Origin of the sequence: Spiroplasma endosymbiont of Cantharis lateralis (assembly GCF_964030855.1) — a bacterium.
In the GTDB taxonomy this organism is placed as follows: Bacteria; Bacillota_I; Bacilli_A; order Mycoplasmatales; family Mycoplasmataceae; genus Spiroplasma_A.
This window is the reverse complement of record NZ_CAXIQF010000008.1, coordinates 141928-168877: the sequence shown is the minus strand read 5'-3', so window position 1 is coordinate 168877 and position 26950 is coordinate 141928. Positions and strand designations below refer to the sequence as shown.

Sequence of the window (26950 nt, the reverse complement as noted above, 5' to 3'; positions counted from 1 at the left end):
AAGACTTAATATATTATATAATTGTTTTGATATTATTCCAATAGAAAAGCCAGGTAATTAATATGAAATTATTTATAAAGTATATTAAAAACTTTAGTACAATAAGTGTTATTTTAAGCAATAAAAAAATTACTAGAACTGAAAAAGACTTACATTCTGCAATTTTATTTCATGATAAAGAAATTGTTGGTTTCAATATATTTAATTTCAAATTTAATAAAGTATTTCATTTAGAAGATAAGAACTTAAAAAGAAAAGTAAGGCCAATTTTAAAAAAAAATTTAGGAGATTTTAAACTTGAGAGACAGTTTATTATTGCTAAAATAACTGAATGTGAAAAGATTCCTGAAACTCATTTATCAAAATGTAAAGTTAATATTGGGAAAAAAGAAATTCAAATTATTTGCGGAGCTAAAAATGCAAGAAAAAATATTTATACAACATTGGCTACAATTGATTCTTGAATGCCGGATGGAACTCAAATTAAACCTGGAAAACTTAAAGGTTTTGATTCATTTGGGATGTTATGTTCAGCAAAGGAATTAGAAATTGATAATGAAAAATATAATAATGAAGGAATTATGGAGTGAGAAGTTGATGACTCATATATTGGTAAATCAATTTGAGAGGTTTTAAATGAAAAATAAGTTTAACATTGATTTAAGAATATTTGAAGATTACTACTCAGCTGATTATTTTAAAAAAACTAGAGAGATTCTTAATAAATTTAAACCTAATCAATTAGTTACAATGCAGTGATTTCAAAGAAAAGAAAACACAGTGATTTGTGGTATTGAAATAATAAAAGAAATTTTAAGATTATCTAATATTAAGAATCTTATTGTTGAAGCTGTTGAAGAGGGAGAAATTGTAAATGCTTTAGAACCTGTTTTAAAAATAACAGGGAAATATAGTGATTTTGCACATTTTGAAGGTCTTTTTGATGGAATTCTTTCAAGAGCTTCTACTGTTGCAACAAATGCAAGAAATATCTCAATTGCAGCAAATGACAAAAAGGTATTAAATATGAATGATAGAATGGATTATTATACAAATCAACAAATTGATGGTTATGCTTCCTCAATTGGAGGAATTAAAAATCTGGTAACATATGCTTCTTTTGAGTATTTACAAGAAGAAACAGTTCTAAATGGAACAATGCCTCATGCATTAATAGCATCTTTTAATGGGGATTTAATTGCTGCTACTAAGGCTTATAAAGAGGTTTTTCCTAATAATGACTTAGTTGTGCTTGTTGACTATAATAATGATTGTATAAATGATTCTATAATGGTTTGTAATCACTTTAAAAATGAAATTAAGGCACTAAGATTGGATACTTCTCCAAATTTAGTAGATAAGTCATTAGCAAATATAAAAGAACAAGATAATGAGCTTCATGGAGTTAATCCTACTTTAGTAAAAATGCTAAGAGAAAAATTAGATTTAAATGGTCACCAAAATGTAAAAATTATTGTTTCTTCAGGATTCGATGAAAATAAGATTAGTTATTTTGAAAAAAATAAGGTTCCTGTAGATATTTATGGCGTAGGAGACGCTATAACTAAAAATAAAATTGGTTTTACAGGAGATATTGTATTAATTGATGGTAAAAAACAATCTAAATTTGGTAGAGAAAATGCCTTTTCAAACAAGATAAAAAGTATAAAATATAGGTAATAATGTATAGAAAGCGGTTTCTTATGAATTTGTTTAGAAAGAAAAAAACTAAAGCTAAAACTAATGTACTTGAAAATTCTAATGAAAAACAAGAAGACAGAGCTCCAAATCATTGAACTTATAATGATGACCCATTATTGAATATGGAACCTTTATTTTCAGATGACCCTGAGGCTCGAATGCTTTCTAAAAACTTCTCTGCCTCTTCGAATATGGAACCATCAAATAGCTCAGATTCAGCTGTAAGAGATAAACTAATTGAGTTAAGAAAAATTGTTGGAGCAAAACAAGTAACTGCTCAAAAAACAGATGGGGTATTAGGTTCAATTATTGATAGAGCAAGAAAAAATTCACAAGATATTCAAACTCAAGTACTCGAAAACGACCCTGTAATTGCTAAATTACTTAAGATTGAGAATTTAAGAAAATCAGGAGGAGTAGATGAAGAACTTTACACTGATGTTGAGAAAATTAAAAGTAGCACTGTTAGTTATGCAGATAGAGCAAAAGAATTTTACTCAAAACATACAACAGGTAAGGGAGTAGAAAGTGAATTAGACAGAGTAAGGAGATTATCTCAAGAAACTCAAATTAGAAGAGAAGAACAAAAAAGAGAAACTGCCAAATTTGAAACTGGAGAATTCGTTAAAGAATTGAAAGTAGATAAAGAACCACGTGTTGTTAAAAGTATTTTTAAAATCGAACCTAGAAGATCTTATACATATGAGATTACTAAGGAAAAGGAATTAAAAAATAAGTTGTTAGAAATTAAAAAGGTAAAATTTAGAAACATTGAAGAAGAAATTGAACTTACTATTCAAGAAATTGATTCAAAACAATTTAAGGATCAAAATAAAAAAGCTGAATTTTTTGAAGAAAAACTAAAGGAATTTGATCAGTTGTTGAAAAATAGTACTAAAGAAAATAGAAAACCTGAACTTGAACTTATTAAGCCAAGAAGAGTTCAAAATAAAAAGAAATAGGGTGAATTTTAAATGGACAAGAAAAGTAATGATCTTATTTTAGATAAGAAAACGTATGAAACTGAAGAAACAAAAAAGAGACTTGATGAAATTAAAAATAGTAATATATTAATGAGTTCACAATCAACAGCTAATGATTTTTATGTTCCTAAAAGAAAAACTAGAAGTTCTCATTTAGAGAAAGTTGCTATTATAAAACCAAGAAAGAAAAAAAATCTTCCTTTTAGTCCTGAGCAACAAAGAGAAATTGAAGAAACAATTACAAATTTGCAATCAGAATATAGAGAATTTGATAAATCAAATAAAATTTTTGAAAAGAGACTTTTAAAAGAAGAGCAAAAATTATCAAGACTAATTCTTAAAACTAATAGAAAGATTGGTAGTTTAATTTTCAAACAAGATACAGAACAATTAGAGAGAACTGTAGAATTGCAAGAAGAATACTTAAAAGCTTTTGATAAGGTTCACGATAATATAGATACAATTGTGTTGAGAGAGCAAAATATATCTCTTCAAGATAGAAGAAAACATATTTATAGTAAAGCCTACAATGCAGAAACTGAAAGAGCAAGAAAGCTTATTGAATTAAGAAATAAAAATAGAGCTACTTGAACAAATCAAATAAAAAAAGAAGTTAAGGAAAATTCAAAAAGAAAAAGTGAAAATTGAATGGAGAGACTTGGAATACTTGATGATGAATAGTTTTTTATTATCAAGTATTTTTATATGTCAATTTATTTTTGAAAAGTCACGTTAGTGTTATATAATTTTAATAATTATTAGGAGATTTAGATATGAACTTAACATTAATTTATGCATCAGCAGCAGTTGAGCAAACACAAACAGTTATGATAATTATTTTATTAGCTTTAGCAATAATTTTAACTTTGTATACAATAATTACTTTAAGAAAAGTAGGTATTGCTGCAAAAAAAGTTGATTACTTTTTTGAAGATTTAACTTATAAATCAGAAATGCTAAATGCAACAGTTGATACAGTTGCAAGAGTTACAAATTATGCAGATATTTTTGATGCTTTTGCTAAAAGAAATGTTAAATCATGAGTTAAAGTTGCAACTAAAAATAAGGATGTTGTTTATAAGTTAGTTGATAAATTAAGAGAATTTGCAAATTCAAAAGATTAGATGAGGAGGTACTAAGATATGTTTAAACTATTAAGATTTGCCTCATGAGTTTTTATTGGAATGATGTTAGCTCCAAAAAAAGGTGTTGAGATTAGAGCTGACTTTGTGGATTATTTGAAGAAGTATAGACCACAAATAAAAAAATTAATTAATACAATTGAAGAAACTTGAGAAAAATCTCAAGGGAATGAAAGTGATGAAATTGTAGCAAATGTTGAAATGAAACTTTCAAATATTAGAGAAGCTAGTGATGAGCTTGATGCTGCTAAAACAAAAGAATTGGCTTTTAAGGCACTTCAAAAGATTGGGCAAACTACGGTTAAAATTGGACAAGAAATTTCTAAATCCAATAATGTAAAAATAATTGCAAAGGACCTAGCTTTAATAACTGTTGATATTATTGATAAAGCAGACGATGTTTATTCAAAAGTAAAAGATGTATCTATTAGTATGAGTGATGATGTTTATGAAACTGGGGATTCAAAAAAAGTAAAAGTAAAACCAAAAATTAAAAAGGAGAAATAAAATGCAAAGTATTTTAAAAGAATTAGAAGCAAGGGACTTATTGAAACAATACACAAATGAGGAAAAGATAATTAAAGCTCAAAAAGAAGGAGCTGGCTTATATTGTGGTTTTGACCCTACAGCTGATTCACTTCACGTAGGTCATTTAATTCAAATTATTAATTTAAAAAGATTTAAAGAGTTTGGCTTTAGTCCAATAGCAATCCTTGGTGGAGGAACTGGTATGATTGGAGATCCAAGTTTTAAAAGTGAAGAAAGAAATTTGTTAACTTTAAAACAAGTTGAAAAAAATGTTAATGGTATTAAAAAACAATTAAATTTTTTAATACCAGATATTAAAGTTGTCAATAACAATGATTGACTTGGAAAAATGTCTCTTATAGATTTTTTAAGAGAAATTGGTAAGGATTTCAATTTAGCTTATTTACTTGCAAAGGAAAACATCTCTTCTAGAATTGAAAAGGGATTAAGTATTACAGAATTTTCATATACAATGCTGCAGGGATATGACTTCTATAAATTATATCAAGACCATAATTGTTGAATGCAAATTGGTGGATCAGATCAATGAGGTAATATCACAAGTGGAATAGATTATATTGCAAGTAAAATTGGTAGAGAACATTCAAAGGCTTGTGGAATAACAATGAATCTTTTAACAAAAAAAGATGGAGTAAAGTTTGGGAAAACAGAATCTGGAGCAATATGATTAGATAAAACAAAAACTAGTGAATATGAGTTTTATCAGTTTTTTATTAATCAAGATGATGAGGATTGTGAAAAATTATTTAAATTTCTAACTACTGTTTCATTACAAGAAATTGAAAAAGTTAAGAAGGAACACTCAAAAGAACCTTTTAAAAGATTAATGCAAAAAAAATTAGCTCAGGAAATAACAACTTTTGTTCATGGAATAGATGGTCTAAAGAAAGCTGAAAAAATAACTCAAGCACTATTTAGCGGTAATATATTTGATTTAGAAAAACAAGAGTTATTATCAATAATTAATTCAATGGAAAAAGTACAAGTAAATAATAATAAAACCATGGCTGAGTTTTTAGTAGAATCTAAAATAGCAACTTCAAAGAGAGAAGCAAGAGAGCTACTTAATGAAGGAGCTATTTGAATTAATAACAATAATAAATTTGACGAGAATACTATTGTTAATAAAAAAATGGCAACAATAGATAATTTTATTATTGTTAAAAAAGGTAAGAAAAAATATATAATTATAGAAATTTTATAGGAGTGCTTAATTATGAATTTTAATTTAATCTTGAAAAAAACTTTAGAAGAAATTTTAAATTACTTTAATGAAGAATGTTTTAAAAGTATAAAAGTAAATAATAAAAGTATAAAACTAGGATCAAAGGAATTAGTAGATAAAATTACTACTGAAAGTTTAGAATTAATTGATTCAATTATTTTTGAAGTAAATGCTCTAAGACAAGAAAATCAGGAAATTTTAACAAGACCAAATGTTGATCATAAACTTTATGCAAGTACAGAAATTTTATTATCATCTGCTTTTGAAGCCTTTAAAAAAGTTAAAGAATCATTTACAGATTTAAATTTTTTGAAGCACTCACAATCTGATGTAGACTTAATTGATCTAAATGAAAAATTTGTTGTAAGAAAATTAACTTCAAATTGTCAAAGAGTTTTAAATAAGTATGAAAATTTACCTTCAAGATTTTTAGATAATTTAAAAGTAGAAGAACTTTTAAATTGCTTTAAAAGAATAATTCCTTGTGAAAATATTAATGATATTGTTGTTTTAGCAAGAGAAATTTTAATAAAGCAAGATGAAATAAAAAGATTAGATTACTTCATTGATTACAATGCACTTGTTGATGAATACGGATGAGTGCATGATATTGTTAAATTATCTTCAGCAAATGCTGAACATATGGGTTTAATAGTAAATGTTGAAATATTTTCAAATGTAATATCTCAAAGTGGTTTTAGTAACTTAAAAGTTAATATTTAAAAAACTGATATTTCTATATATCAGTTTTTTTATTTTTATTCATTTCATGTATTTTTTTGAAATAAGATTTTTTAAATGGATAATAAATAGTTCCATTTTTGATTCTTTCAAGATACTCTTTTTTAATTTTTGTTTGAAATAATTCATTTTTTTCAGAGTTAGGATTGTTGTAAAAAGTATAGACTACATGATCTAGAATATCAGCTAGTCTAATAACATCAGTTAGCTTACTTGAAAGGTAGTAGGTGTTTATAGTATATGGTTTTTCAATATAGTTAGTTTTCAAGAGATTTTCTAATTGATTATATTCAGTCTTCTTTAAATTCCTCTCATCCATTAGAATAAAAATTCTTTTACATTTTTCTTCAAAAGAAAATAATTTTGAATTAAAATGTACTAAATTGTTAACAAAAAAATCATAGGCTAACATTTCATTAACAGTAAAATGTTCACTAAGTTCTTTTCTAGAAACAACAGAAAAAATGGGATAGATAAGATCACCAATTTCTTCAAATATTCTATTTATAAAATCTACCATTGCTAGCTCATCAGATTTGTTTCCCTTTAACTCAAAGTTTTTGGGAATATTATATTTATTCTTAATCTCATTTTCAATTAGACGAATTTTTGTCTTAACAAGGTCTTTATCGGAATATAAAAAACCACCAACAATAAAGTAGTTCGCTATGTCATTTTTATTTAATTTTCCGCTTTCGTCCAAAGCAATGTATAATTTTTCATCTATGAAATTTGCCATAAAATTCCTCATTTATAATATTTTATCATATATGAATATTTAAATATTTAAATATTCATTGTAGATAATAAGCGATTATGTCCCGAAATACAAGATTTATCTAATAAATAGATCTTGTATTTTTTCTTTTTCTATCAAAAAAATATCAGTTAGTTGCTTTCCAAGGAGAGTCAATTTTGGGTACTTTAGTAGTTTCAAATTCTTCATTAGATAGTGTTTTAATATTTCCATGTAAGCGTTCATCTTCAACTTGAATAAGATTGTAAATGTCATTTCCAATTAATGCATAATGTTTTTTATTTATTGTTTCCATAATCATTACTTTTAATTTTGGTTTAAAGTAAATTGGAGTATAACCCTTACATATAAATCACTTATCTTTTTTAAAACTAATACTATGACCATTATCAATAATTCTTTCACTTCGATAAGAGAAAACAATATCTTCATCTTGATCAAACTTTCTAGTTACTGATTCTAATTGGTCTAAAGGTATTGAAAAATCTTGATTGTATTCTTGAATAAGATAGGGTAAATAATCATTTAACTGATCAATATTTTTTAAATCTAAGAGTCTAATTATTTGAGGTCATCTTCTTTGTAATGTTCCAAAAGTTCTTTCAACTAATGCTTTTTCTTGGGGAATTGAAGTTGTTTTTGTATTTACTCCTAAAGAGTGAAAAATAAATTGTAATTGTGTATTTGAAACACTATCACCAAAGTGATCACGATTATTTTTACTACTAAAAACATTTCGATTATCACTAACATTTAATTTTGGTAAACCATAATGTTTAAAGGCTTTTTTATAGATATTATAATAACTTTCAGTAGTTTCTTGTTCGCTGAAATAGCCTGCCAAAATTCTTTTACTAGCTTTATCAATTACAATATGCAAATGACATTTTAAATTTTTAATTCACTGATGATTTGAAGCATCAGTTTCAAATATCTCTCCAAATTTTACAATTTTCTTTTGCGTAGGATGGGGTTTGCTTGTTATAATTGATTTTGAAAGATACTCGCTTGTTAAATTTTCTTGGTTTCCGGCCTTTAAATTTTTACGAATATCTTTTTTTTGTTTTTCTGTTAAGAGTCTCAATTAAAATATTTTCTTCTATTAATATGTGCCTAATTGCAGAGTAACTTATTTTCTTTTTTCAAGTTAGTTCTCAATAATGTTTAATACTAAAGTCATAATACTTTGTTTGAAATAGTTCAATTATTTCATCTTTAAATAACTGTGAAATTTTATTTATAGGTATTTTATTTGTATTTTTATGAATAAAAGCTTTTGCTCCAATTTCTTGATATTCCTTAAGTTTTCTTCTTGTGTGTCTAACACTATAACCTAATTTAAAGGCTGTATTTTTAATAGAGTCTTTTCTTAAAGATAATTGTTTAATTAATCTTAGTTGTTCTTGTTTCATGGTATTTAATAGTAGTCCTTTCATAAAACCTCCATTTATTGATTATAAAGGAGGACAAAGTCGCTTGTTAATATGTAGGGACATAATCGCTTATTACTCATAATGAATATTTAAATATTTAAATATTCATAGGTTAGTTATTAGTGTTGTATTATAATAAGAAGGAATGAAAAGAGGTTCTTTATGAATTTAGCAAATAAAATTACATTAGTTAGAATACTTTTAATTCCCTTAATAGTTATCTTGCTACTGTTAACTCCAGTAGATTCTATTTATAGTGGAGTGCCTGCACTAAAATTAACTGTTATTAGTATTGGAAATTATAACCTGACATTAACATATCTAATTGCAGGAATATTATTTATTATTGCTAGTTTAACAGATATGTTGGATGGTTATGTAGCTAGAAAATATAATATGGTTACAAATTTTGGTAAGTTTTTCGATTCAATTGCAGATAAACTTTTAACTAATGCAATTTTAATTATATTTGCTTGCTTTAAAATAATTCCAATTTGGATGTGTGTTATTTTAATATGTAGAGATTTTATAATTGATGTTGTAAGGCAAGTATTAGCAAATTCTGCAGTGGTAATGGCTGCAAATCAAATGGGAAGAATTAGAGCAACAGCTGAAATGTTAGGCTTATCAATTTTATTTTTCTTGGGTATTCAATGTTGAGATGGAATGGGTGAGTATGGTTGAGTAAACCAAGTTGTTATAATACCAATGTACTTAACTACAATTCTTTCAATCATTTCTGCTTTTATATATATAAAAGCAAATAAAAAGGTTTTATTTGATAGTTCAATGGAGAAAAAAATGAAGAAAAACCAGAATAAAAATTCATATGCTATAGTAACGGGAGCAAGTAAGGGACTTGGTTATGCATATTGTGAAGAACTACTTAAGTTGGGTTATAACATTATTGGTGTGGCAAGAGATACAAGTTCTCTTAAAGAACTACAAGATAAGTATTTGGAATTAAAAGTGGAAGCATGAGATATAGATCTAAGTGATATTAAAAACTCTTATAAACTTTTCGAAAAAACAAAAAATTTTGATATTGAAATTGTAATTAATAATGCTGGTTATGGAGTTTGAGGCTTTTTTGAAGAAACTGATTTAGAGCAAGAATTAAACATGATAGACTTAAATATTAAAACTCTGCATATAATTACTAAACTCTATGTTCAACAATTTCAAAAAAATAACAAGGGTAGAATATTTAATATAGGTTCTATGGCAGCATTTACTCCAGCCCCCGTTTTTTCAAGCTACTATGCTTCAAAAGCTTACGTTTGAAGTTTGGGAGTAGCAATTAATACAGAACTGAAAAAAGCCAAATCTAAAGTTAGAGTTATCACTTTATGTCCAGGACCATTAAAAACTGATTTTTGAAATAGAAGTAGTAACCAAAAAGAGGCAAAATATAAATCAACAATTAAAGTTATGAAGACAAGTGTGTATGCAAAAAAGAGTTTATACGCAGGACTAAAAACTAAAAGAAAAAATTATATCATAACAGGTAGAAGTAATAAGTTTGCTAAATCCCTTACAAAATGAGCACCTCAATCAATAGTACTGAACTCTGTTTATAATTATCAAAGAAAGAGAAAATAATGTTAAGTAATAAAAATATTGAATTAGCTATAGACCTTTTAAATAAAAACAAAATAGTTATTTTACCAACAGATACCATATATGGTATTAGTGCTCTTTATAACGAAGAAAATGAAAAAAAGATTAATTTAATTAAAAAATCAGAGTCTTCAAAAAGATTAATTATTCTATTCTCAAGATTTAAGCAGTTAAAAAAAATTGTAAAAGTTGACAAAGATTTTAAAAAAAATACTAAGGAGAAATTACCTATAACTCAAATTATTAACTCTAAATTTGGTCCAATGGCTTTTAGAAAAGTCAAAAGAAAAGATTTGAAAAAAATAATAAATAGAGTAGGTCTAATTTTCTCAACAAGTGTTAACTACTCGGGCAATAAATTTTTAACAAAAAAAGAAGAATTAGAATTATTTAATATACAAATTAGTGAGGTATTTTGAGATGGTGAACTAAATTCTAAACCATCAAAAATTGTAAATCTTGTTACTAATAAAGTGATTAGAGAATAAAAAAAATTATCTACTTATAGATGAATATAATCCTCTATGTATAGAGTTAGAATAAAAAAATTCTAATATAATCTATATAGAAGAGGATTTTTTATATGGCAAATTTTAAAGGAAATAAATCAAATATGGTATCTTTGGAAACTAAAATAGAAGTTGCAAAGGATTGAGCAATTAATCAACAAAGTTGAAAGAAATTAGCAAAAAAACATAATGTTTCATATTCTGCTGCAAGAAAATGAGCTTTAGGATATGAAGAATATGGAATTGAATATCTCAAGAAGATTTCTTCAAGAAAGGGACAAACCGCAGGAATTAAAAAAATTGATATAGAGCTAAAAAATAACCCATTTAGAAAAGAGATTCTGGAACTTAAAAAGAAAAATAAACTTTTAGAAATGGAGAATGAGATACTAAAAAAGTTCAATCAGTTCCTGGAGGATTGAGAAAAAAACAACAATTAAAGTATAACTATATTGAGAAAAATAAATCTGATTGATCAATTATTTTTTTATGTAAAGCACTTAAAACAACACAATCAAGTTATTACAGGTGAGTAAAAAAAGAAAGGCCCTCATTTAATTATAAGTTTGATGAGGTTTTAGCCGATTATATTTTAGAGATATTTAATTATTATAATCATATTTATGGTTATCCTAGAATCAATATAGTTTTAAAGCGCTTTTATAATATCAATGTTTCAAATAAATTAGTTTATAAATATATGAAACTTTTGGGAATAAGATCAAAAATTAGAATAAAGAGAAATATAAAACCAAAAGAGATCAAAGTTAGAAATTCTAAATACCCTAATATTGTTAATAGGCAATGAAATAGTTTTGATAAAGGTGAATTATTTGTAACGGACGTTACATATTTGCCTTATGGTTATAATAAGTTTGCATATTTGAGTATTATGAAAGATGTTAATACTGGCTTTATAGTTGGATATGATATATCTATGAGAAATGATAATAAAATTTATTTTAGAACACTGAAAATGGCTGAAGGCTATATGCTAAAAAATAAGAACTTAATAATTCACTCAGATAATGGCTTTCAATATACATCAATTTTTAGTCAGATGTATTGTAAGATGAATAAAATCTCTATATCTTTAAGTAGACCTGGAAACTCACTAGATAATGCTGCTTGTGAAACTTTTTTTTCTTCTTTAAAAACAGAGTGATATCAAAAGAACTTGAACTCTTTTCAAGAAGTATACAATAATGTTTTGGAGTATATTCAATTTTATAATTTCAAAAGAATAATGGTAAAGCATGAAAAAACACCATGAGAAACATGGTGTTCTAAATAGAATAAAAAAGCTATTCTATACTTGACATAATATGCTTATATCTACTTATAGATAATTTTTTTTATTAATCTCCTTTTAACTGAAATTGGAATTTTATTTATATTAATATAAAATATTAGTATAAGTGGGTTTTATGGGTGGGGTTATGAAAAAAAGGAGATAGGTATGAAATATTTATTAAGTTTAATGGGAATTTCACTTTTTGGAGCTGGAACAATTTTACAAACTCCGATCTCTAAAAATAGTGAAAATTATTTAAAAACTGTTAACAATCTAGATAATAATTTAATTTTAAACAATGAAGCTTATGCTAAAACAAACATTACTGTTTTTAAACCAACAGATATTACAGTTAATTTAAATTTGGTATCATCAGATTCAAAATCTATTCGTGAAGAAATACTATTGACATTAATGATTGAAAATCCTGAAATACCAGAATTAATTGATGTATATTTTTCTTATTCATCAGACCCTAATATGTGAGAATTTAAGAATATTAATTTAACAAAACCAAATCCAGGGATGGTTGTTGAATATGAAAATGCTACAATTTTAGCAAAACCAAATAATCCTGATTTTATTGGTGCAATGAGATTTAATGTTAAATTAATAAATAAGGAAAATCAACATTTAATACCCCTTACAAATCACATCACTAAAAGAAATTTGGGGATGCTAAATGATAATAAAACTTCTACAATACTTAAAGTTTTAAAGGAAAAAAACCCAAATGTTATTTTAGATGAAATAAATGTAACTCAAATTACAACAACAGATGCTATTATTTTACCTAAAGATGATAGTTCAGTTTATGACCCAACAAGTAGCGTAGTGATTACTTTTACAGTTCCAAATTCTTCTTCAATCTCTGTTGATATGAATAGAGAATTGAGAATTGTGACAACTAGCTATTCAGATAACTATTTTGTAATTGAAAAAAATATTGGCTTTACAACAACACCAGTTAAAAGTGTGTCATGAGCTGATGGGACTGCTGATTCAAGTGTAGAATTTGGAATTTATAGAGCATCAAATACAATTTATGATAAAAATTACCAATATTCAGTTACTCAGAAAAAGGTTACTGGTATGGCAAGTGCTAGAAGTGTGGCTACAGATAATAGAATAAATAAAAAAGCTGGTGGAGGGGGAATTACTCCAACTTATTTAATAGCAAGAACATTCTCTGGAGTATCTCAATATAAAAATGAAAAAGGCGAAACTATTATTCAATTTGTAAATGTTATGGAAGCTCAATCATCTAATATTAAAGACGCAAGTTTTACACAAAGATGATCAGGTGAGGCTACTTTCAATATTAAATATTAGATATTAAAAAAATTAATTTTAATATTAAATTATTACCTATATAAAAACCCCTTAATTTTGATTAAGGGGTTTTTATATTATTTAATTAAACGGTTGTATCATTCAACAATTAATGCTTCATTAATTTCTTGGTTTAATTCTTTTCTTTCTGGCAATCTTAATAATGATCCAGTTAGTTTTGCTTTATCAAATTTTACAAATTCAACAGTTGATACATTTGATGCTAATGCTTCAACAATTTTGTCATTTTTTTGCATTTTTTCTTTAACAGAAATAATATCTCCAATTTTAACTGAGTAAGAAGGAATATCTAATTTTTTTCCATTAACTAAGATATGTCCGTGAGAAACTAATTGTCTTGCTCCCTGTCTTGTTAATGATAATCCCATTCTGTAAATTACATTATCTAATCTTGATTCTAATTGTTGTAAGAAAATTGTACCTGTAATTCCTTTAATTTTTTTAGCTCTTGCATAAGTGTTTCTGAATTGTCTTTCAGTTAATCCATACATAAATTTCACTTTTTGCTTTTCTTGCATTTGTTGACCATAACCTGATAGTTTAGTTCTTCTTGCTCCATGTTGACCAGGTGCTGTAGTTCTTTTTTTACCTTTTGAGAACTCTTTTCCTGTTTCTAAGATAGAAAATCCATATCTTCTAGCTTTTTTAAATGTAGAGCCTGTATATCTTGACATACTTTAAATCCTCTTAATTTTCTATTTTTTTATTATTTATTATACTATTTTGGAAAATCCTAACTAAAGTTAAACTCCAGCAAAGGAAGTCTATATTTCGCCCTTCATCTGCAGGGGTTACTTTTAATAAGTTATAGACTAATTATTTTGCAGTGTTTAATTGCAGATTAACCAAAAATAATTATATCTTAAATAAAGAGTAAAAAATAAGATATTTTAAAAAAAACAACAAGATTTATGTATATGATATAATGAAATTAATTCTAAGGAAGTATTATATGAAAACATTATGGGATATTGATCAAATATTTAAGAATCCAATATACATATCTGCTTTATGTATTTTTTTTGCTTGCCTTATTGCAACAATCATTATCCTTATTTTACTAAGTATTTATAAAAAAATCCTTCAAATTGCAGCTAAAACAATTGATTTAATTGATGATTTGAAAAAATCACCTTTAAAATATCGTTTAAATAGAATATCAATAATATTTGATGAAACAGGTAGTTTTGAAAAGGAACTAATGATTTGAAGAACAAAGTATGAAATTTTATTTGAAAAAGAACTGCAAAAAATATTTGTTGATTTTGTTTCATTATTAGAAGATAAAAAGAATACTTTACCTAACTTAAAAAATGTTAAAAAATTTGAAGCAATATACTCAAGAGTAACAAACATTAATAAAAATGTTCATGATATTTTTATTGATATTATGAACTATCTTGAAATTGAATTTATTCAAAGAGATTCAATAACATTCCAAAAGGAATTATTCAGAATATTAAAAGATGAGGTTATAATGACAACATTTAAAGATGTTGCAATTGATGAAGAAAAACTAAAAAATACAATCGAGCAAATTGATGAACTTTTTGAAGATTTCTATTTAAAATTGGATGAAGGTAAATATAAGGAGAGTTGAGACTATTTATTAAAAATTGATCAAGCACTAGTTTTTCTAATTGAGCTGTTAGATTCAATCCCTTATGTAATTTCAACAATCACTACTGTAATCCCTGAACTAATGATTAGTTTAAAAAATAAACATATCACATTTGGACCAGTTGAAAGAAAATTACCTAGAAATGCAATTAAGTATGCTGAACTTGAAAATCAAGTTGATAAGTTAAGAATTAAAATAAATAATGAATTAAAAAAATTACAGTTCAAAAAGGCAAATAGAACTTTAAAAGAAGTTTTTAATCAAATTGCAGTTTTTAAAAGCTCAGTTGAAAATGAAGATAATTTAAAATCATTTTTTGAAGTTAGAACTCCAGAAATTAGAAACAAGTTTGATAGAATTGAGCAATCATCAAGATATATTGAAAGAGATTTTGTAAAAGTTGAGGGGATATCAAAGCAAATTTCAAAAGAAAGAAATGAATTTGAAAATGCAAAATCATCTTTTAGAAAAACAAAAACAAGAGCAGATTTACTATTTTCTCAAATTGATTTAGGAACAAATAGTGGTAGTGAAATAATCTTAACTGATATTAAAACTCAAATGCTGGAACTTATGGATCAATCATTAAAAGATATGACGGCTTTAGAAAGATCTGCAAAAATAGTTGAAAGTAAAAGTACAAATATTGACTCATTAGAGAATCAAATAATTTTTGTTCAATCAATTTTGAATCAATTAGATGTTAAAATTAACCAATATAAATCAATTAAAGAATTAGAGAAGTTTATTTTACCAATTCAAGAAATTCATGCAAAATTACAAAAAATCTCTACTGATAAATTAAAGAAAATATCAACTTTAGAAGATCGCTCAGCAGTTTCAAATGAAGTTGAAATGTGTAATCAAGAAACACTTTTTATTGCAAGAGACTTAAATGATACAATTTTCTTAGACTATATTTCCCAAGAAATTATTATATATTTGGAAAGATATGTAGGAAAAATTGAAGGAATTGAAAAAATTATTTTTGATTGTGAAGGATTATTTAAATCAAGACAACTTGATCAATTAATAGGTTATTCTTTAAAAACATTATTAAAAATTAAGGAAAACTACAGAAGATAAATTATAGAGGTAATAAATGAAAAACATTTTAATCAGATATGGAGAGTTAACACTAAAGGGAAATAATAGAAATGCGTTTATTAGCAAATTAATTCAAAATATAAAATATAAGCTAAAAAAGTATAAAGATATTATTTTTTATAAAAAAGACCATAATAGTTTAGTATTAGAAATTAAAGATGAAAATAAGTTAGAAGAAATTTGTGATATATTACAAAATATTTTTGGTATATATTCTTTATCGATTGTAGAAATTGTAGAAAAGGATTTGGATTTAATTTTACAAAGATGTTTAGAAGTGGCAAGTCAACATAAAGGAACATTTAAAGTTGAAGTTGAAAGAAAAGATAAGAGCTTTCAAATAAGTTCACAAGATTTAAAAACAAAAATAGCAGTTAATATACTTAAAAACAATCAAAATATTAGTGTCGATGTCCATAATCCACAATTGAAAATAACAGTTATTATAAAACATAATGGTGCTTTTATATTTACCTCAAGAATAAATGCATCAAAAGGTTTACCTGTTGGAGTTAGTGGTAAAGGATTATCTCTACTAAGTGGTGGAATTGACTCACCAGTAGCTAGTTATTTAACTTTAAAAAGAGGTATGCAAGTTGATTTCTTACATTTTATGACTCCACCTCATACTTCAAAAGAAGCATTGGATAAAGTTTTTCAATTAACAAGTAAGATAGAGAAGTATAATCAGAGTAATTTCTCGCTTTATATTTGTGATTTTTCTATTATTTTAAAAGAATTAATGCACATAAAAGAAGAGTCTTACAGAATTACAATTATGAGAAGAATTTTTATTAGAATAGCAAATAAGCTATGTGATTTAATTAAAGCACAAGCAATTATAACAGGAGAGTCTTTGGGGCAAGTAGCAAGTCAAACGATTGAATCAATTAATGTTATTAATGAGGTTTCAAAGTTACCAATTTTAAGACCAGTATTAACATACGATAAAGAGGAAATAATTGAAATCTCAAAAAAAATTGATACATATGATATATCTATCTTACCTTTTGACGATGTTTGTTCAATGTATGTTCCTAAAAATCCAGTAACAAAACCTAAATCTTTTATAGCTCAAAAACAAGAAGATAATTTACTTTTAGATGAGCTTATTGACTATACATTAGATAATTTAATAAAAACATATATATGAAAAGATGGTGAATTATGTGAAAAAGAAAAAAACTAAAAAGAAGTCAGAAAATAATAAATTTGGAGTTTTTAATGGCAGTGTTATAAATAGTGAAACTATAGGAATTAATCAAGAATTTGCAATTGAAAATTATAAAGATTCTTCATTAACAATTTCAGAAATTGAAAATACTACATCTATTAATAAAAAAAGTGACAATAATATTAAGGCTAAAAAAAGAAAGACAAATTATTTAATTTATAAAATTACAGCATATATAATAATATTATTAATAATAATCTTATTAATTGTTTGATTTGTTATTACTTAGAGAAGAGTGAGTTATATGGATGATTTATTTAGATTACTTTGAAAAATAATTAATTTTATTTTCATCGTTCTACTTATTGATATGTTGTTTAGTAGAAAAAGACGAAGAGGCGGACCAAATCAAAATAATGGAAATAATAAGCAAAGTCGTTATTTTGATGATGAAACAAGGGATCAAGGTTTTGATCAATCACAATCCCATACTGATTTTTATCAAGGTGAGTCTTTAATTAATCAGGCTTATCAAGCATTGGGTCTACAAAAAGGTACTCCATTAAAAGACGTTAAAAAAAGATATATTGAATTAGCCAAAAAGTATCATCCAGATAAAAATCCAGGTAATTTAGAAGCACAAGCTGAAATGACAAAAATTAATAATGCATATGATATCATCGTTGAAGATTTTAATAAGAAAAAAGCATAACACTATTTCAATAAATGGTGTTTTTTTGTTAATAATGTAAAATAAAAGAAAGTGAGGTTCAGTTGATATGGAATACTTAAATTTACTTAATATTCATAGTTGTTATAATTTCTTGAATTCAACAATAAAGATTGAAGATTATTTAAGTTTTTTAAAAGCAAATAATCTAAACTATGGTTTCTATGCTGATAAAAAAACTATGTATGGTGCAGCTGAATTCTATGAAAAGGCAAAACATGTAGGAATTAATCCAATATTAGGATTAAGTATTGATTTGTCTTTTGGGACAACACTAATTTATGCAAAAAACAATAAGGGTTATCAAGAAATAAGTCATATAAGTTCGTATATTAATGAAAATGAAAAACTTGACTTAGAAAAATTAGAGAATTTCTTTTGAAATAAAATTTCCAATGATGTAATTGTTATAGCAATTTTTTCAATTGAAAATGTTGATAATTATCTTGATAAATTTAATAAAATATTAAATAGCAATAATTTTTTCATTGGAATAGATAAACAAAATTATACTTATTTTTCAAAAAAGAATAATACAGTTTTTGCAAACCCAATTAACTTTTTAAATGAAAATGAATTTTCAGTTTATAAGACATTACAAGCCATATCTGAGGGGAAATTAATTTCAGAATTGGAAAATGTTGATAGGAATTTTTATTTTTCAAAAGATTTAATAGCGAATTATATAAACATAGAAACTCATCAAAATAATTTACTAAAAATTTATTCACAAATTGATTTTGATAATATTTTTATTTTTAAAAAGCATTTTTTGAAATATCCAAATAGTAAAAAAATGCCATCAAAAAACTATTTACAAATTATTTGTGAAGAGTATTTAGAAGAGTATTTAGAACATAAAAAAGACTTAAATAAAAATCTATATCAAGAAAGATTAAAATATGAGTTAGATATTATTAACCAGATGGGCTTTGAAGATTACTTTTTAATTGTTCATGATATGATTTGTGAAGCAATAAGATTGGAAATATTATACGGCCCAGGAAGGGGATCTGCTGCAGGAAGTTTAGTTTCATTTCTTTTAAAAATTACAAAATTAGATCCAATAGAATGAGGATTACTTTTTGAGAGATTTTTAAATATTGAAAGAGTTACACTTCCTGATATAGATTTAGATTTCCAAGATGATAGAAGAGAAGAAATTCTTGAGTACCTATTCAATAAATATGGAAAAGATAATTTTGCAACAATAACTACTTTTCAAACTATAGGTATTAAAAATGCTTTAAGAGATTGCGGAAGAGTTTTTGATATACCTATCGCTGATATAAACCACATGAGTAAACAGATAAATGAAAAAAATGTTAAAGATTTAAATTTAGCTTTAAAAGATAGTGAGATTTTAAATAAGTACAAAGATAAGTATCCACAAATTTTTGAAATTAGTGAGAAAATTATTGGTTTACCAAGACAAACAGGTACACATGCTGCTGGAGTAGTTTTTTCTGATACAGAGTTATATAAAGTTGTCCCAACAAAAATAGGTATTAATGGTATTTCTCAAACACAATTCTCAATGAATTATTTAGAAGAGATTGGTCTAATTAAAACTGATATTTTAGGGTTAAGAAATTTATCAATTATCCAAGAAATAATTAAAAATATTAAAATGATTGATAAAGTAAATATTAAATTAGAAGATATTCCCTTAGATGATAAAAATACTTTTAACTTGCTAAGAGCAGGTGATACTAGTGGAATATTTCAGTTAGAATCAGCTGGAATGACTGATGTGTTGATAAAAATGAAAGTTGACTCAATAGAGGATATAGCATTAACAAGTGCCTTATATAGACCAGGGCCTCAAGATAATATTCCATTATTTATTGAAAGAAAAAATAATGGATTTACAAACTCATTAATGGATAAAAATATTGAAGATATTTTACAATCAACTTTTGGAATAATAGTCTATCAAGAACAAATTATGCAAATGTTACAGAGAGTTGCAAAAATGAGTTTGAGTAAAGCTGATATTGTAAGAAGAGCAATTGGTAAAAAAGATAAAAATTTAATGAAGGAGTTCCAAGAGGAATTTATTAATGAATCAATAAAAAATGGTTATGCAAAAAATAAGGCAGATGAGATTTGAAATTATATTGAAAAATTTGCCTTATATGGTTTTAATAAGTCTCATGCAATTGCCTACTCTTTAATAAGTTATTGAATGGCATATTTAAAAGCAAATTATAAAGCATCGTTCTATTGTTCATTATTAAATGGGTCAATTAGAAATGAGATAAAAACTTCTCAGTATCTAAATGAAGTAAAAAAAGCAGGGTTTAATGTAAATCCCCCAACAATAAAAAATCCTAATAGTATTTATGTATTTCATAATAATATGATTAATATTCCTATGAATATAATTAAATATATTGGACCTGAGTTTTTAAAAAATATAAAAAAACTATTTAAAACTAAAAAGGATGTCTTTGAAAATATTCTTTTATTTATTGGTAATATGAAAGACAATGGTCTAACTGAACAAAGATATATTGCCCTTGTTTATTCTGGAGCTTTTGATTGCTTTGGTTTTGCTAGAAAAGACTTAATTTTGAGAAGAGAGCAAATTTTTAATTTAAGTGAAACAGCAACTTTATTAAATGATCCAAATATTTCATTAGATTTGAAAAAAAGAAAAGATAAACCAGAAGAAATAGTAAGCTTTGAAAAGGAATATCTTGGTTTCTTTGTATCTTCACATCCCTTATCATTAATTCGACAAAAAATTATTAATAACAGTAAATTAAGAACTTTAAATAGTTTAAAAGATGGTGGTATTGTTTGTGATGTTCTTATAAACATTGAAAATATTGTCACAAAAAATGATAAAAATGGTAACGAAATGGGTTTTATTGATATTACAGATGAAACAGATTCAATGATTGTTACAGTCTTTGCTTCAGTGTTTGAAAGTTTAAAACCTAAATTAAATTTAGGAAAAAATTTAATTGTTAAAATTAAAACACAAAGTTTTAATAATAAAATAAATGCAGTACTACTTGAGGTAGTTAAAGAGTTATAATAAAAAGAGTGATAAGTTTCTTTGTGTTATATAGAATTAATGGTGAAAAATATGAAAAATAAATTTTTACTTGTTGATGGTAACGCTTTAATTTTTAGAGCATTTTATAGTTCTTATGGGAGAGCTACATTAACAACAAAAAGTGGTATACCAACAAATGCAGTATATTCATTTATTAATATGCTTATGAATATTATTGAAAAAAATAATTATTTTTGTGTTAAAGTTGCATTTGATAAAGGAAAAAAAACTTTTAGACATGATAAATTAAAAGATTATAAAGCAGGAAGAGCAAAGACTCCCTCTGAATTAGTTTTACAGTTTCCTATAGTAAGAGAATTTTTAACAAATGCTAATATTGAATGATTTGAAGTAGATAATTTTGAAGCAGATGATATTATTGGGTCAATTTCAAAAACCCTAGAAAGTAATATTGATGCTGAAACTCATATTTTAACAAGTGACCAAGATATGTATCAATTGATATCAGATAAGACTTTTGTTTTATCACCTCAAATTGGAACTAGTGAACTTGTAGTTTATAATAGAGAAAAACTTTTTGAAAAATGAGGAGTAACTCCAGAACAAGTAATAGACTATAAAGGTCTTAGAGGAGATTCATCAGATAATATTAAAGGTGTTGCAGGTATAGGAGAAAAAACTGCAAAGGATCTATTGCAAGAATTTAATACTTTGGAAAATATTTATAATAATCTTGAAAAGATAAAAGGAGCAAAGCAATTAAAATTAATTTCAGGAAAAGAAGATGCTTTTCTTTCAAAAGAAATTGCAACGATTTATAAAGATATGGAGTTTAATAACATTGACTTTAGTAAAACAGAAATTAATTTTACTGCTCTTAAAGATTTTTTTGTAAAATACGAAATGAACTCGCTTTTAAAAAAGTATAGTTCAAAAAATAGTGAAGAGCCTAAGGAAAGTAAATTAGAATATATTGTTTTAAATAAATGAGATTCAAAATATAATGACTCTGTTAATTATATTTATTTAGAGACATTAAATGATAATTACCATACAAGTGATATTATTGGAATGGCAATAGTTAATTCAAAGGGTAATTTTTATTATTCTTTTAACACAAGCGAAACAATGAATATCTTCAACTGAAATAATTCTGTAATTGATGAACAGTTTCAAGCATTTTTAAAAAATGCAAAGTTTAAAACTTATGATGTTAAAAAAACTATTATTGCATTAATGAAAATGGGATATAAAATAAACCCTGATTTATTTATTTATGATATGATGATTGCTTGTTATGTTATTAATTCAAATGTTAAGTCTACTTTTGATCAACACACAATTATGATTGACCATTCAATTGAAACAAAGACATTTGAAGAAGTTTTTGGTAAGGGTGTTAAAAAAACTCAAGTAATTGATGAAAAAATTAAAATGGATTATATTTTAAATAAAGTTTTATTAATTAAAAAAGATGAAGAAGAAATTTTAAAATTATTAAATGATAATAATCAAACAAGTTTGTATGAAAAAATTGAATTTGAGTTTGCTAAAGTTTTAATTGATATGGAACTTGAAGGAATTCAAGTTGATCGTAATGAACTAGCAAAGCAAGAAAAAAATATTTTACAACTGTTAGTTGATTTAGATTTAGAAATAAAAGAAGAATTAAAAGATTATATTGATGACGATTTTAACATTGCTTCTCCTAAACAATTAAAAGAATTATTCTTTGATAAACTAAAACTGCCTGATTACAATAAAGGAAGTACAGATAGAGAAACTCTAGATTACTTAGAAGATAAGCATCCTGTAATTTCTAAAATTATTGCTTTTAGAAAATATAATAAATTGCATTCAACTTATTTAAAAGGTTTTGAAAAGTTCATTCACCCAGATAATAAAGTTCATACAATTTTTAATCAAACGCTGACAAATACTGGAAGACTAAGTTCTAGTTATCCAAATATTCAAAATATTTCTGTAAGAGATGAAGAGCAAAAAAATGTTAGAAAAATATTTGTAACTAAAGAAGATAATATATATTTAAGTTTTGATTATTCTCAAATTGAATTAAGGGTTTTGGCAGATATAGTTAATGAAGAAAAACTAATTGAGATTTTTTCAATGAAGAGAGATATTCACTCAGAAGCAGCAAGAAGTATTTTTAAGTTATCTCAAGATGAAAAAATAAGTTCTGAACAAAGAAGAGTTGCTAAAGTATTTAATTTTGGGATTCTTTATGGACTAAGTGATTTTGGTCTTGCAAAAGATTTAAAAATTTCTATTCCACAAGCAAAAGAATATATTAAAGCATATTACGAAGCATTTCCTCAAATTTTAAAATTTAAAGAAGAAGTTATAAAATTTGGTTATGAAAATGGTTATGTTGAAACATTAGGAAATAGAAGAAGATATATTTATGAGTTAAGTAATTCTAATTATATGGTTAAGCAATTTGGTGAAAGAGCAGCTGTTAATGCTCCTATACAAGGGACAGCAGCTGATATTTTAAAAGTTGCAATGATTAATGTATTTAAAAATTTAAAGGCACAGAATTTACAATCAAAAATGATAGCTCAAATACATGATGAGATTATTTTATTAGTTAAAAAACAAGAATTAGAAAAAGTTAAAACCATGGTTTTAAAAACTATGCAAGAAGCCTATAATGATTTATTAATGATAGCAAATAAGAATAGAACTGCACTTGTTGAATTAGAAATAAATTATTCACAAGCAAATGATTGATTCAATCTTAAATAAGGAGGGTTAAAATAATGCCAGAATTACCAGAAGTTGAAACCGTAGTAAGAACTTTAAATAGTAAAGTTAAAAATCTTATTATTAAAAAAGTTAAAATAACTTATCCAAATTTAATTAAAACAGATATCTCGATAGAAGATTTAGAAAATAAGCTTAAGGGTAGAAAAATAGATAATATATCTAGAATTGCAAAGCATATAATTTTTGAACTACAAGATCTAGTTTTAATTAGCCATTTAAGAATGGAAGGAAAATGATTTGTATTTGATTCAGATAGTGTATATGACTCAAAACATGTGGAAGCTATTTTTGAGTTAAGTGAAAATAAAATGATGGTATATAGTGATACAAGAAAATTTGGTACTTTTCATTTACAAGAAAAAGATACCTTTAAAAGTCAAAATCCCATAAATAAGGTTGGTCCAGAGCCCTTTAATAGCGCTTTAAATGGGCAATATTTACACGATATAATGTCACGTTCAAATAAGCATATTAAAACAGTCTTATTAGACCAAACTAAAATCTCAGGAATTGGAAATATATATGCTGATGAAATATTGTTTGATTCAAAAATTCATCCTGAAAAAAGAGCTAGTTCTCTTAAATTAGAAGACTATGAAAGAATCTTAGAATCTTCTAAAAAGATACTTAAAAGATCTATTGAATTAGGGGGATCTACAATTGATACCTATCAGCCAGAGCAAGGAATAGATGGAAAATTTCAAAATGAGTTAAAAGTACATACAAGAAAAGGTAAGCCTTGCTTTGATTGTGGAAGAATTATTGAGAAAATTAAAGTAAATGGAAGAGGTACTTATTTCTGCAAAGAATGCCAATTTCTATATTAAGTTGTGTATAACTTTTAAAACACCTTTATTTAAGGTGTTTTTTAATATTTTTTATTAACATTTAATAGTCAATTTTTAAAAGATTATTAAATCTATTTCATTTTTTTCTTTTTTTCTTATTATTAATAAGGCACAAGGGTAAGAGGTATGCAATGGATAATTTTAATTACAAAGTGATTTTAAAAAATATGATAGATAATTCAAATCTTAAAATTATAACTTATTTATATCAACCAATTATGGGTTCTAGAGCGGTTTCGCTATACTACTCATTAATTAATGAGTCATATATTTTTAATGAATTAAAAAAAATAAACCTTTCAGATACTAGACTTTCAAAGATCACTGATATTGCTCAAAAAAGCTTACCTAAATATTTTAAAAAACTAGAAGCTTTAGGTCTTTTAAGAACATTAGAAAATAAGGAAAAGAAAACTATAATATTTAATATTTATTCTCCATTGGAACCTTCAAGTTTTTTTGAAAATCAGGTTTTTAATAGTGTCCTAGTTTCTAAACTTGGTAAGGAGGACTATGAACTTGTTAGATTCTCATTTAGAGATGAAGGAGAAGTTTCATTGGAAAGTGGATATAAAGATACATCTTCTAAATTTGTTGAGGTTTTTGGAGAAGTTAAAGAAGACATAAATGAAGAGCAAAAAATGATTAAAGCAAAACCAAAAAGATCTAATGCTTTGTTAACTGGATTGAACTATAAGGAGTTAATTAAATCATTAGAAAAAGAAGATTTCATAATTAGTGAAAATAATAAAATTGTAAAAAAAACAGTAGAAGATGTTTTTGGGTCATACAATATAACACAACAAGAAATTGAAAATATTATTAAAAAAATTTATGATAAGGAAACATGTTCATTTGATAGTCAACTATTTTATAAGGAAGCTTCAAAAGTTATTTTTAGAAAAGACGAATTCAGTGAAACAGTTCCAGATTTTGATGCTAAATTAAATATTCAAAATCAAAAAAATAAAAAACTAGCTGAAATGGAAACAATAGAGCCTGAGCAATATTTGTATGCTTTATTAAATTCAAAATCTGGAAGTGTAAAAGAATTAGATAAAATTCATAATGAAATAATTGAAATTCTACAAAATAAATATAAATTGAGAAATGGAGTAATTAATTGTTTATTAGATTTTGTATTCCTAAAAAACAAAGGTAAAATAATTCCCAATTATATTTATAAAATCGGATCTACAATGTCTGAAAATGGATTTAGTGTTGCTTTAGAAGCCTTTGAATATTTAAAAGTTGCACATCAAAAATCAAAAGGAAAATCTAAAAAAAATCATAAAATAGAATTAGATTCTAAATGAGATGAAGCTTTGAATAAAGAAACTTATAAAATTAGAATTGAAGAAGATTTAGTTTTTGAAGAAACAGGTTGAGGTGATTTTTAGATGAAGCAGTTAACATTAGAAGAAATTAAAAATAATAAAGATTTTAAAGAGTTAATTAAAAAGCATAATATAACAGATGAAATATTACAAAGTAATATTTTAGTTATAAGCAGATTTTTAAGCGATTATGTTCATTGTTATAAAGAAGAGGAATCAAAATTTTGTAAACAACCAATAGCTGGAGTACAACAAAAAATTGTTTACAAAAATAATGTGTTTTATATTACAAGTAAAAATTGTAAACATTGAATATTTGAAAATAAAGATTATAAAATTACCAAAAATATATTATATGCAGATTATGATTTAAAAGAAAATACTCAAACTATTGGTGAATACATTGAAGCTCTAGATTTATCGAAAGTTAATATTCAACAAAAAAACTTGTTTACCAAAATTAGAGAAAACCTAAGTACTAACTCTTGAAAGGGATTTTATCTTCATGGAAAACCAGGGATTGGAAAAACTTTTTTAATGAAACGATTAGCAAACTACTATGCAAAAAAAGATAAAAAAGTAATTTTTGTTACTGTAAATAAATTAGTAAAAATAGTAAAAGATACATTTAATAATCAAGAGAAAACTAATCTTTCAAAATTTTATGATGATTGTTTAAATGTGGATGTTTTAATTCTAGATGATATTGGAGCAGAGATTGTAAGTGATTGAAGTAGAGATGAGTTGCTCTTTGGTGTTTTAAATCATAGATTAGAAAATAAAATGATAACTCATTTTACATCTAATTTCTCAATTTCTGAATTACAAAATTATTACTTAAATAAAAAGGTAACAGGTATTGAAGAAAAGAAATTTGAAAAACAAAAAACTTTAAGATTTACTGAGAGATTAAAGGGCCTAGCTTTTGAAATAGAAATGTCAGGTACAAATAAAAGATATTAATAGATTTTTTTCCATAATATAAAAAAAACTCGGAAAAAATGGAAATAA

24 protein-coding genes and 1 pseudogene are annotated in these 26950 nt (G+C 25.1%); 22 read left to right on the top strand and 3 right to left on the bottom strand.

Translation table 4 applies throughout. The features are described from left to right. Positions 1 to 62 precede the first annotated feature (62 nt). The 8 genes from ytpR (at position 63) to AAHM99_RS02995 (ending at position 6323) form a co-directional block, all read left to right on the top strand. On the top strand, positions 63 to 647 hold the full coding sequence (ytpR, locus tag AAHM99_RS03030) for a YtpR family tRNA-binding protein (protein WP_342275282.1): 585 nt from the start codon (positions 63 to 65) through the stop codon (positions 645 to 647). Continuing rightward, positions 637 to 1680 (top strand): nicotinate phosphoribosyltransferase, encoded by a 1044-nt coding sequence (locus tag AAHM99_RS03025; protein ID WP_342275281.1) that lies wholly within the window; start codon positions 637 to 639, stop codon positions 1678 to 1680. The genes ytpR and AAHM99_RS03025 overlap by 11 nt, the downstream gene beginning before the upstream one ends. 23 nt (positions 1681 to 1703) lie before the next feature. Continuing rightward, positions 1704 to 2663, top strand: a complete 960-nt coding sequence (locus tag AAHM99_RS03020) for a hypothetical protein (RefSeq protein ID WP_342275280.1) — start codon at positions 1704 to 1706, stop codon at positions 2661 to 2663. 12 nt (positions 2664 to 2675) lie between these two features. Continuing rightward, positions 2676 to 3365 carry a hypothetical protein gene (locus tag AAHM99_RS03015; RefSeq protein WP_342275279.1) on the top strand — a complete coding sequence of 230 codons (690 nt, stop codon included), beginning with the start codon at positions 2676 to 2678 and terminating at the stop codon, positions 3363 to 3365. A 92-nt stretch (positions 3366 to 3457) separates the two neighbouring features. Further along, on the top strand, positions 3458 to 3808 hold the full coding sequence (locus AAHM99_RS03010; RefSeq protein WP_339030223.1) for a hypothetical protein: 351 nt from the start codon (positions 3458 to 3460) through the stop codon (positions 3806 to 3808). Between the two features lie 18 nt (positions 3809 to 3826). Continuing rightward, positions 3827 to 4333 (top strand): hypothetical protein, encoded by a 507-nt coding sequence (locus AAHM99_RS03005; RefSeq protein WP_342275278.1) that lies wholly within the window; start codon positions 3827 to 3829, stop codon positions 4331 to 4333. Position 4334: 1 nt separating this feature from the next. Beyond that, entirely contained in the window at positions 4335 to 5579 is a 1245-nt protein-coding gene (gene tyrS / locus AAHM99_RS03000; RefSeq protein WP_342275277.1) for a tyrosine--tRNA ligase, read from the top strand. A gap of 12 nt (positions 5580 to 5591) precedes the next feature. Beyond that, on the top strand, positions 5592 to 6323 hold the full coding sequence (locus tag AAHM99_RS02995; RefSeq protein ID WP_342275276.1) for a hypothetical protein: 732 nt from the start codon (positions 5592 to 5594) through the stop codon (positions 6321 to 6323). Positions 6324 to 6336: 13 nt separating this feature from the next. Here AAHM99_RS02995 and AAHM99_RS02990 read toward each other — a convergent pair whose 3' ends face one another. Continuing rightward, a complete protein-coding gene (locus AAHM99_RS02990) occupies positions 6337 to 7080 on the bottom strand; it encodes a DUF3800 domain-containing protein (protein ID WP_339030231.1) in 744 nt (247 codons plus the stop codon). Positions 7081 to 7180: 100 nt separating this feature from the next. After that, positions 7181 to 8534, bottom strand: a pseudogene (locus AAHM99_RS02985) (transposase family protein). A 159-nt stretch (positions 8535 to 8693) separates the two neighbouring features. Between AAHM99_RS02985 and pgsA the strand changes: the two are divergent. The 5 genes from pgsA (at position 8694) to AAHM99_RS02955 (ending at position 13286) form a co-directional block, all read left to right on the top strand. Further along, the gene (gene pgsA / locus AAHM99_RS02975; protein WP_342275273.1) at positions 8694 to 10133 is read left to right on the top strand and encodes a CDP-diacylglycerol--glycerol-3-phosphate 3-phosphatidyltransferase; all 1440 of its coding nucleotides are present in this window, start codon (positions 8694 to 8696) and stop codon (positions 10131 to 10133) included. Beyond that, positions 10133 to 10639, top strand: coding sequence for a Sua5/YciO/YrdC/YwlC family protein (locus tag AAHM99_RS02970; protein ID WP_342275272.1), 507 nt, complete (start codon positions 10133 to 10135; stop codon positions 10637 to 10639). Before pgsA ends, AAHM99_RS02970 begins: the two co-directional genes overlap by 1 nt. Before the next feature lie 95 nt (positions 10640 to 10734). Then, complete coding sequence (locus tag AAHM99_RS02965; protein ID WP_342274828.1) at positions 10735 to 11100, top strand: helix-turn-helix domain-containing protein; 366 nt, start codon at positions 10735 to 10737, stop codon at positions 11098 to 11100. Then, complete coding sequence (locus tag AAHM99_RS02960; protein WP_342274829.1) at positions 11079 to 11954, top strand: IS3 family transposase; 876 nt, start codon at positions 11079 to 11081, stop codon at positions 11952 to 11954. The genes AAHM99_RS02965 and AAHM99_RS02960 overlap by 22 nt, the downstream gene beginning before the upstream one ends. Positions 11955 to 12119: 165 nt before the next feature. Beyond that, positions 12120 to 13286 (top strand): hypothetical protein, encoded by a 1167-nt coding sequence (locus AAHM99_RS02955; protein ID WP_342275271.1) that lies wholly within the window; start codon positions 12120 to 12122, stop codon positions 13284 to 13286. A gap of 77 nt (positions 13287 to 13363) precedes the next feature. On the opposite strand, the gene rpsD is transcribed toward AAHM99_RS02955, so the two are convergent. Then, the gene (gene rpsD / locus AAHM99_RS02950; protein WP_339030242.1) at positions 13364 to 13981 is read right to left on the bottom strand and encodes a 30S ribosomal protein S4; all 618 of its coding nucleotides are present in this window, start codon (positions 13979 to 13981) and stop codon (positions 13364 to 13366) included. A 278-nt stretch (positions 13982 to 14259) separates the two neighbouring features. Here rpsD and AAHM99_RS02945 point away from each other — a divergent pair, with 278 nt between their 5' ends. From AAHM99_RS02945 to AAHM99_RS02905, 9 genes are all read left to right on the top strand, one after another. Then, positions 14260 to 16014 (top strand): septation ring formation regulator EzrA, encoded by a 1755-nt coding sequence (locus AAHM99_RS02945; protein ID WP_342275270.1) that lies wholly within the window; start codon positions 14260 to 14262, stop codon positions 16012 to 16014. A gap of 16 nt (positions 16015 to 16030) precedes the next feature. Then, entirely contained in the window at positions 16031 to 17224 is a 1194-nt protein-coding gene (gene thiI, locus AAHM99_RS02940) for a tRNA uracil 4-sulfurtransferase ThiI (protein ID WP_342275269.1), read from the top strand. Beyond that, positions 17205 to 17498, top strand: coding sequence for a hypothetical protein (locus AAHM99_RS02935; protein ID WP_342275268.1), 294 nt, complete (start codon positions 17205 to 17207; stop codon positions 17496 to 17498). The genes thiI and AAHM99_RS02935 overlap by 20 nt, the downstream gene beginning before the upstream one ends. Before the next feature lie 15 nt (positions 17499 to 17513). Continuing rightward, entirely contained in the window at positions 17514 to 17921 is a 408-nt protein-coding gene (locus AAHM99_RS02930) for a DnaJ domain-containing protein (RefSeq protein ID WP_342275267.1), read from the top strand. A 67-nt stretch (positions 17922 to 17988) separates the two neighbouring features. Beyond that, on the top strand, positions 17989 to 20985 hold the full coding sequence (gene dnaE, locus AAHM99_RS02925; RefSeq protein ID WP_342275266.1) for a DNA polymerase III subunit alpha: 2997 nt from the start codon (positions 17989 to 17991) through the stop codon (positions 20983 to 20985). Positions 20986 to 21036: 51 nt separating this feature from the next. Further along, positions 21037 to 23733, top strand: coding sequence for a DNA polymerase I (polA, locus tag AAHM99_RS02920; protein WP_342275265.1), 2697 nt, complete (start codon positions 21037 to 21039; stop codon positions 23731 to 23733). A 14-nt stretch (positions 23734 to 23747) separates the two neighbouring features. Continuing rightward, positions 23748 to 24581 carry a DNA-formamidopyrimidine glycosylase gene (gene mutM / locus AAHM99_RS02915; protein WP_342275264.1) on the top strand — a complete coding sequence of 278 codons (834 nt, stop codon included), beginning with the start codon at positions 23748 to 23750 and terminating at the stop codon, positions 24579 to 24581. A 152-nt stretch (positions 24582 to 24733) separates the two neighbouring features. After that, positions 24734 to 26002, top strand: a complete 1269-nt coding sequence (locus AAHM99_RS02910; protein WP_342275263.1) for a replication initiation and membrane attachment family protein — start codon at positions 24734 to 24736, stop codon at positions 26000 to 26002. Further along, positions 26003 to 26902 carry an ATP-binding protein gene (locus tag AAHM99_RS02905; protein WP_342275262.1) on the top strand — a complete coding sequence of 300 codons (900 nt, stop codon included), beginning with the start codon at positions 26003 to 26005 and terminating at the stop codon, positions 26900 to 26902. The last annotated feature ends 48 nt before the right edge of the window (positions 26903 to 26950 follow it).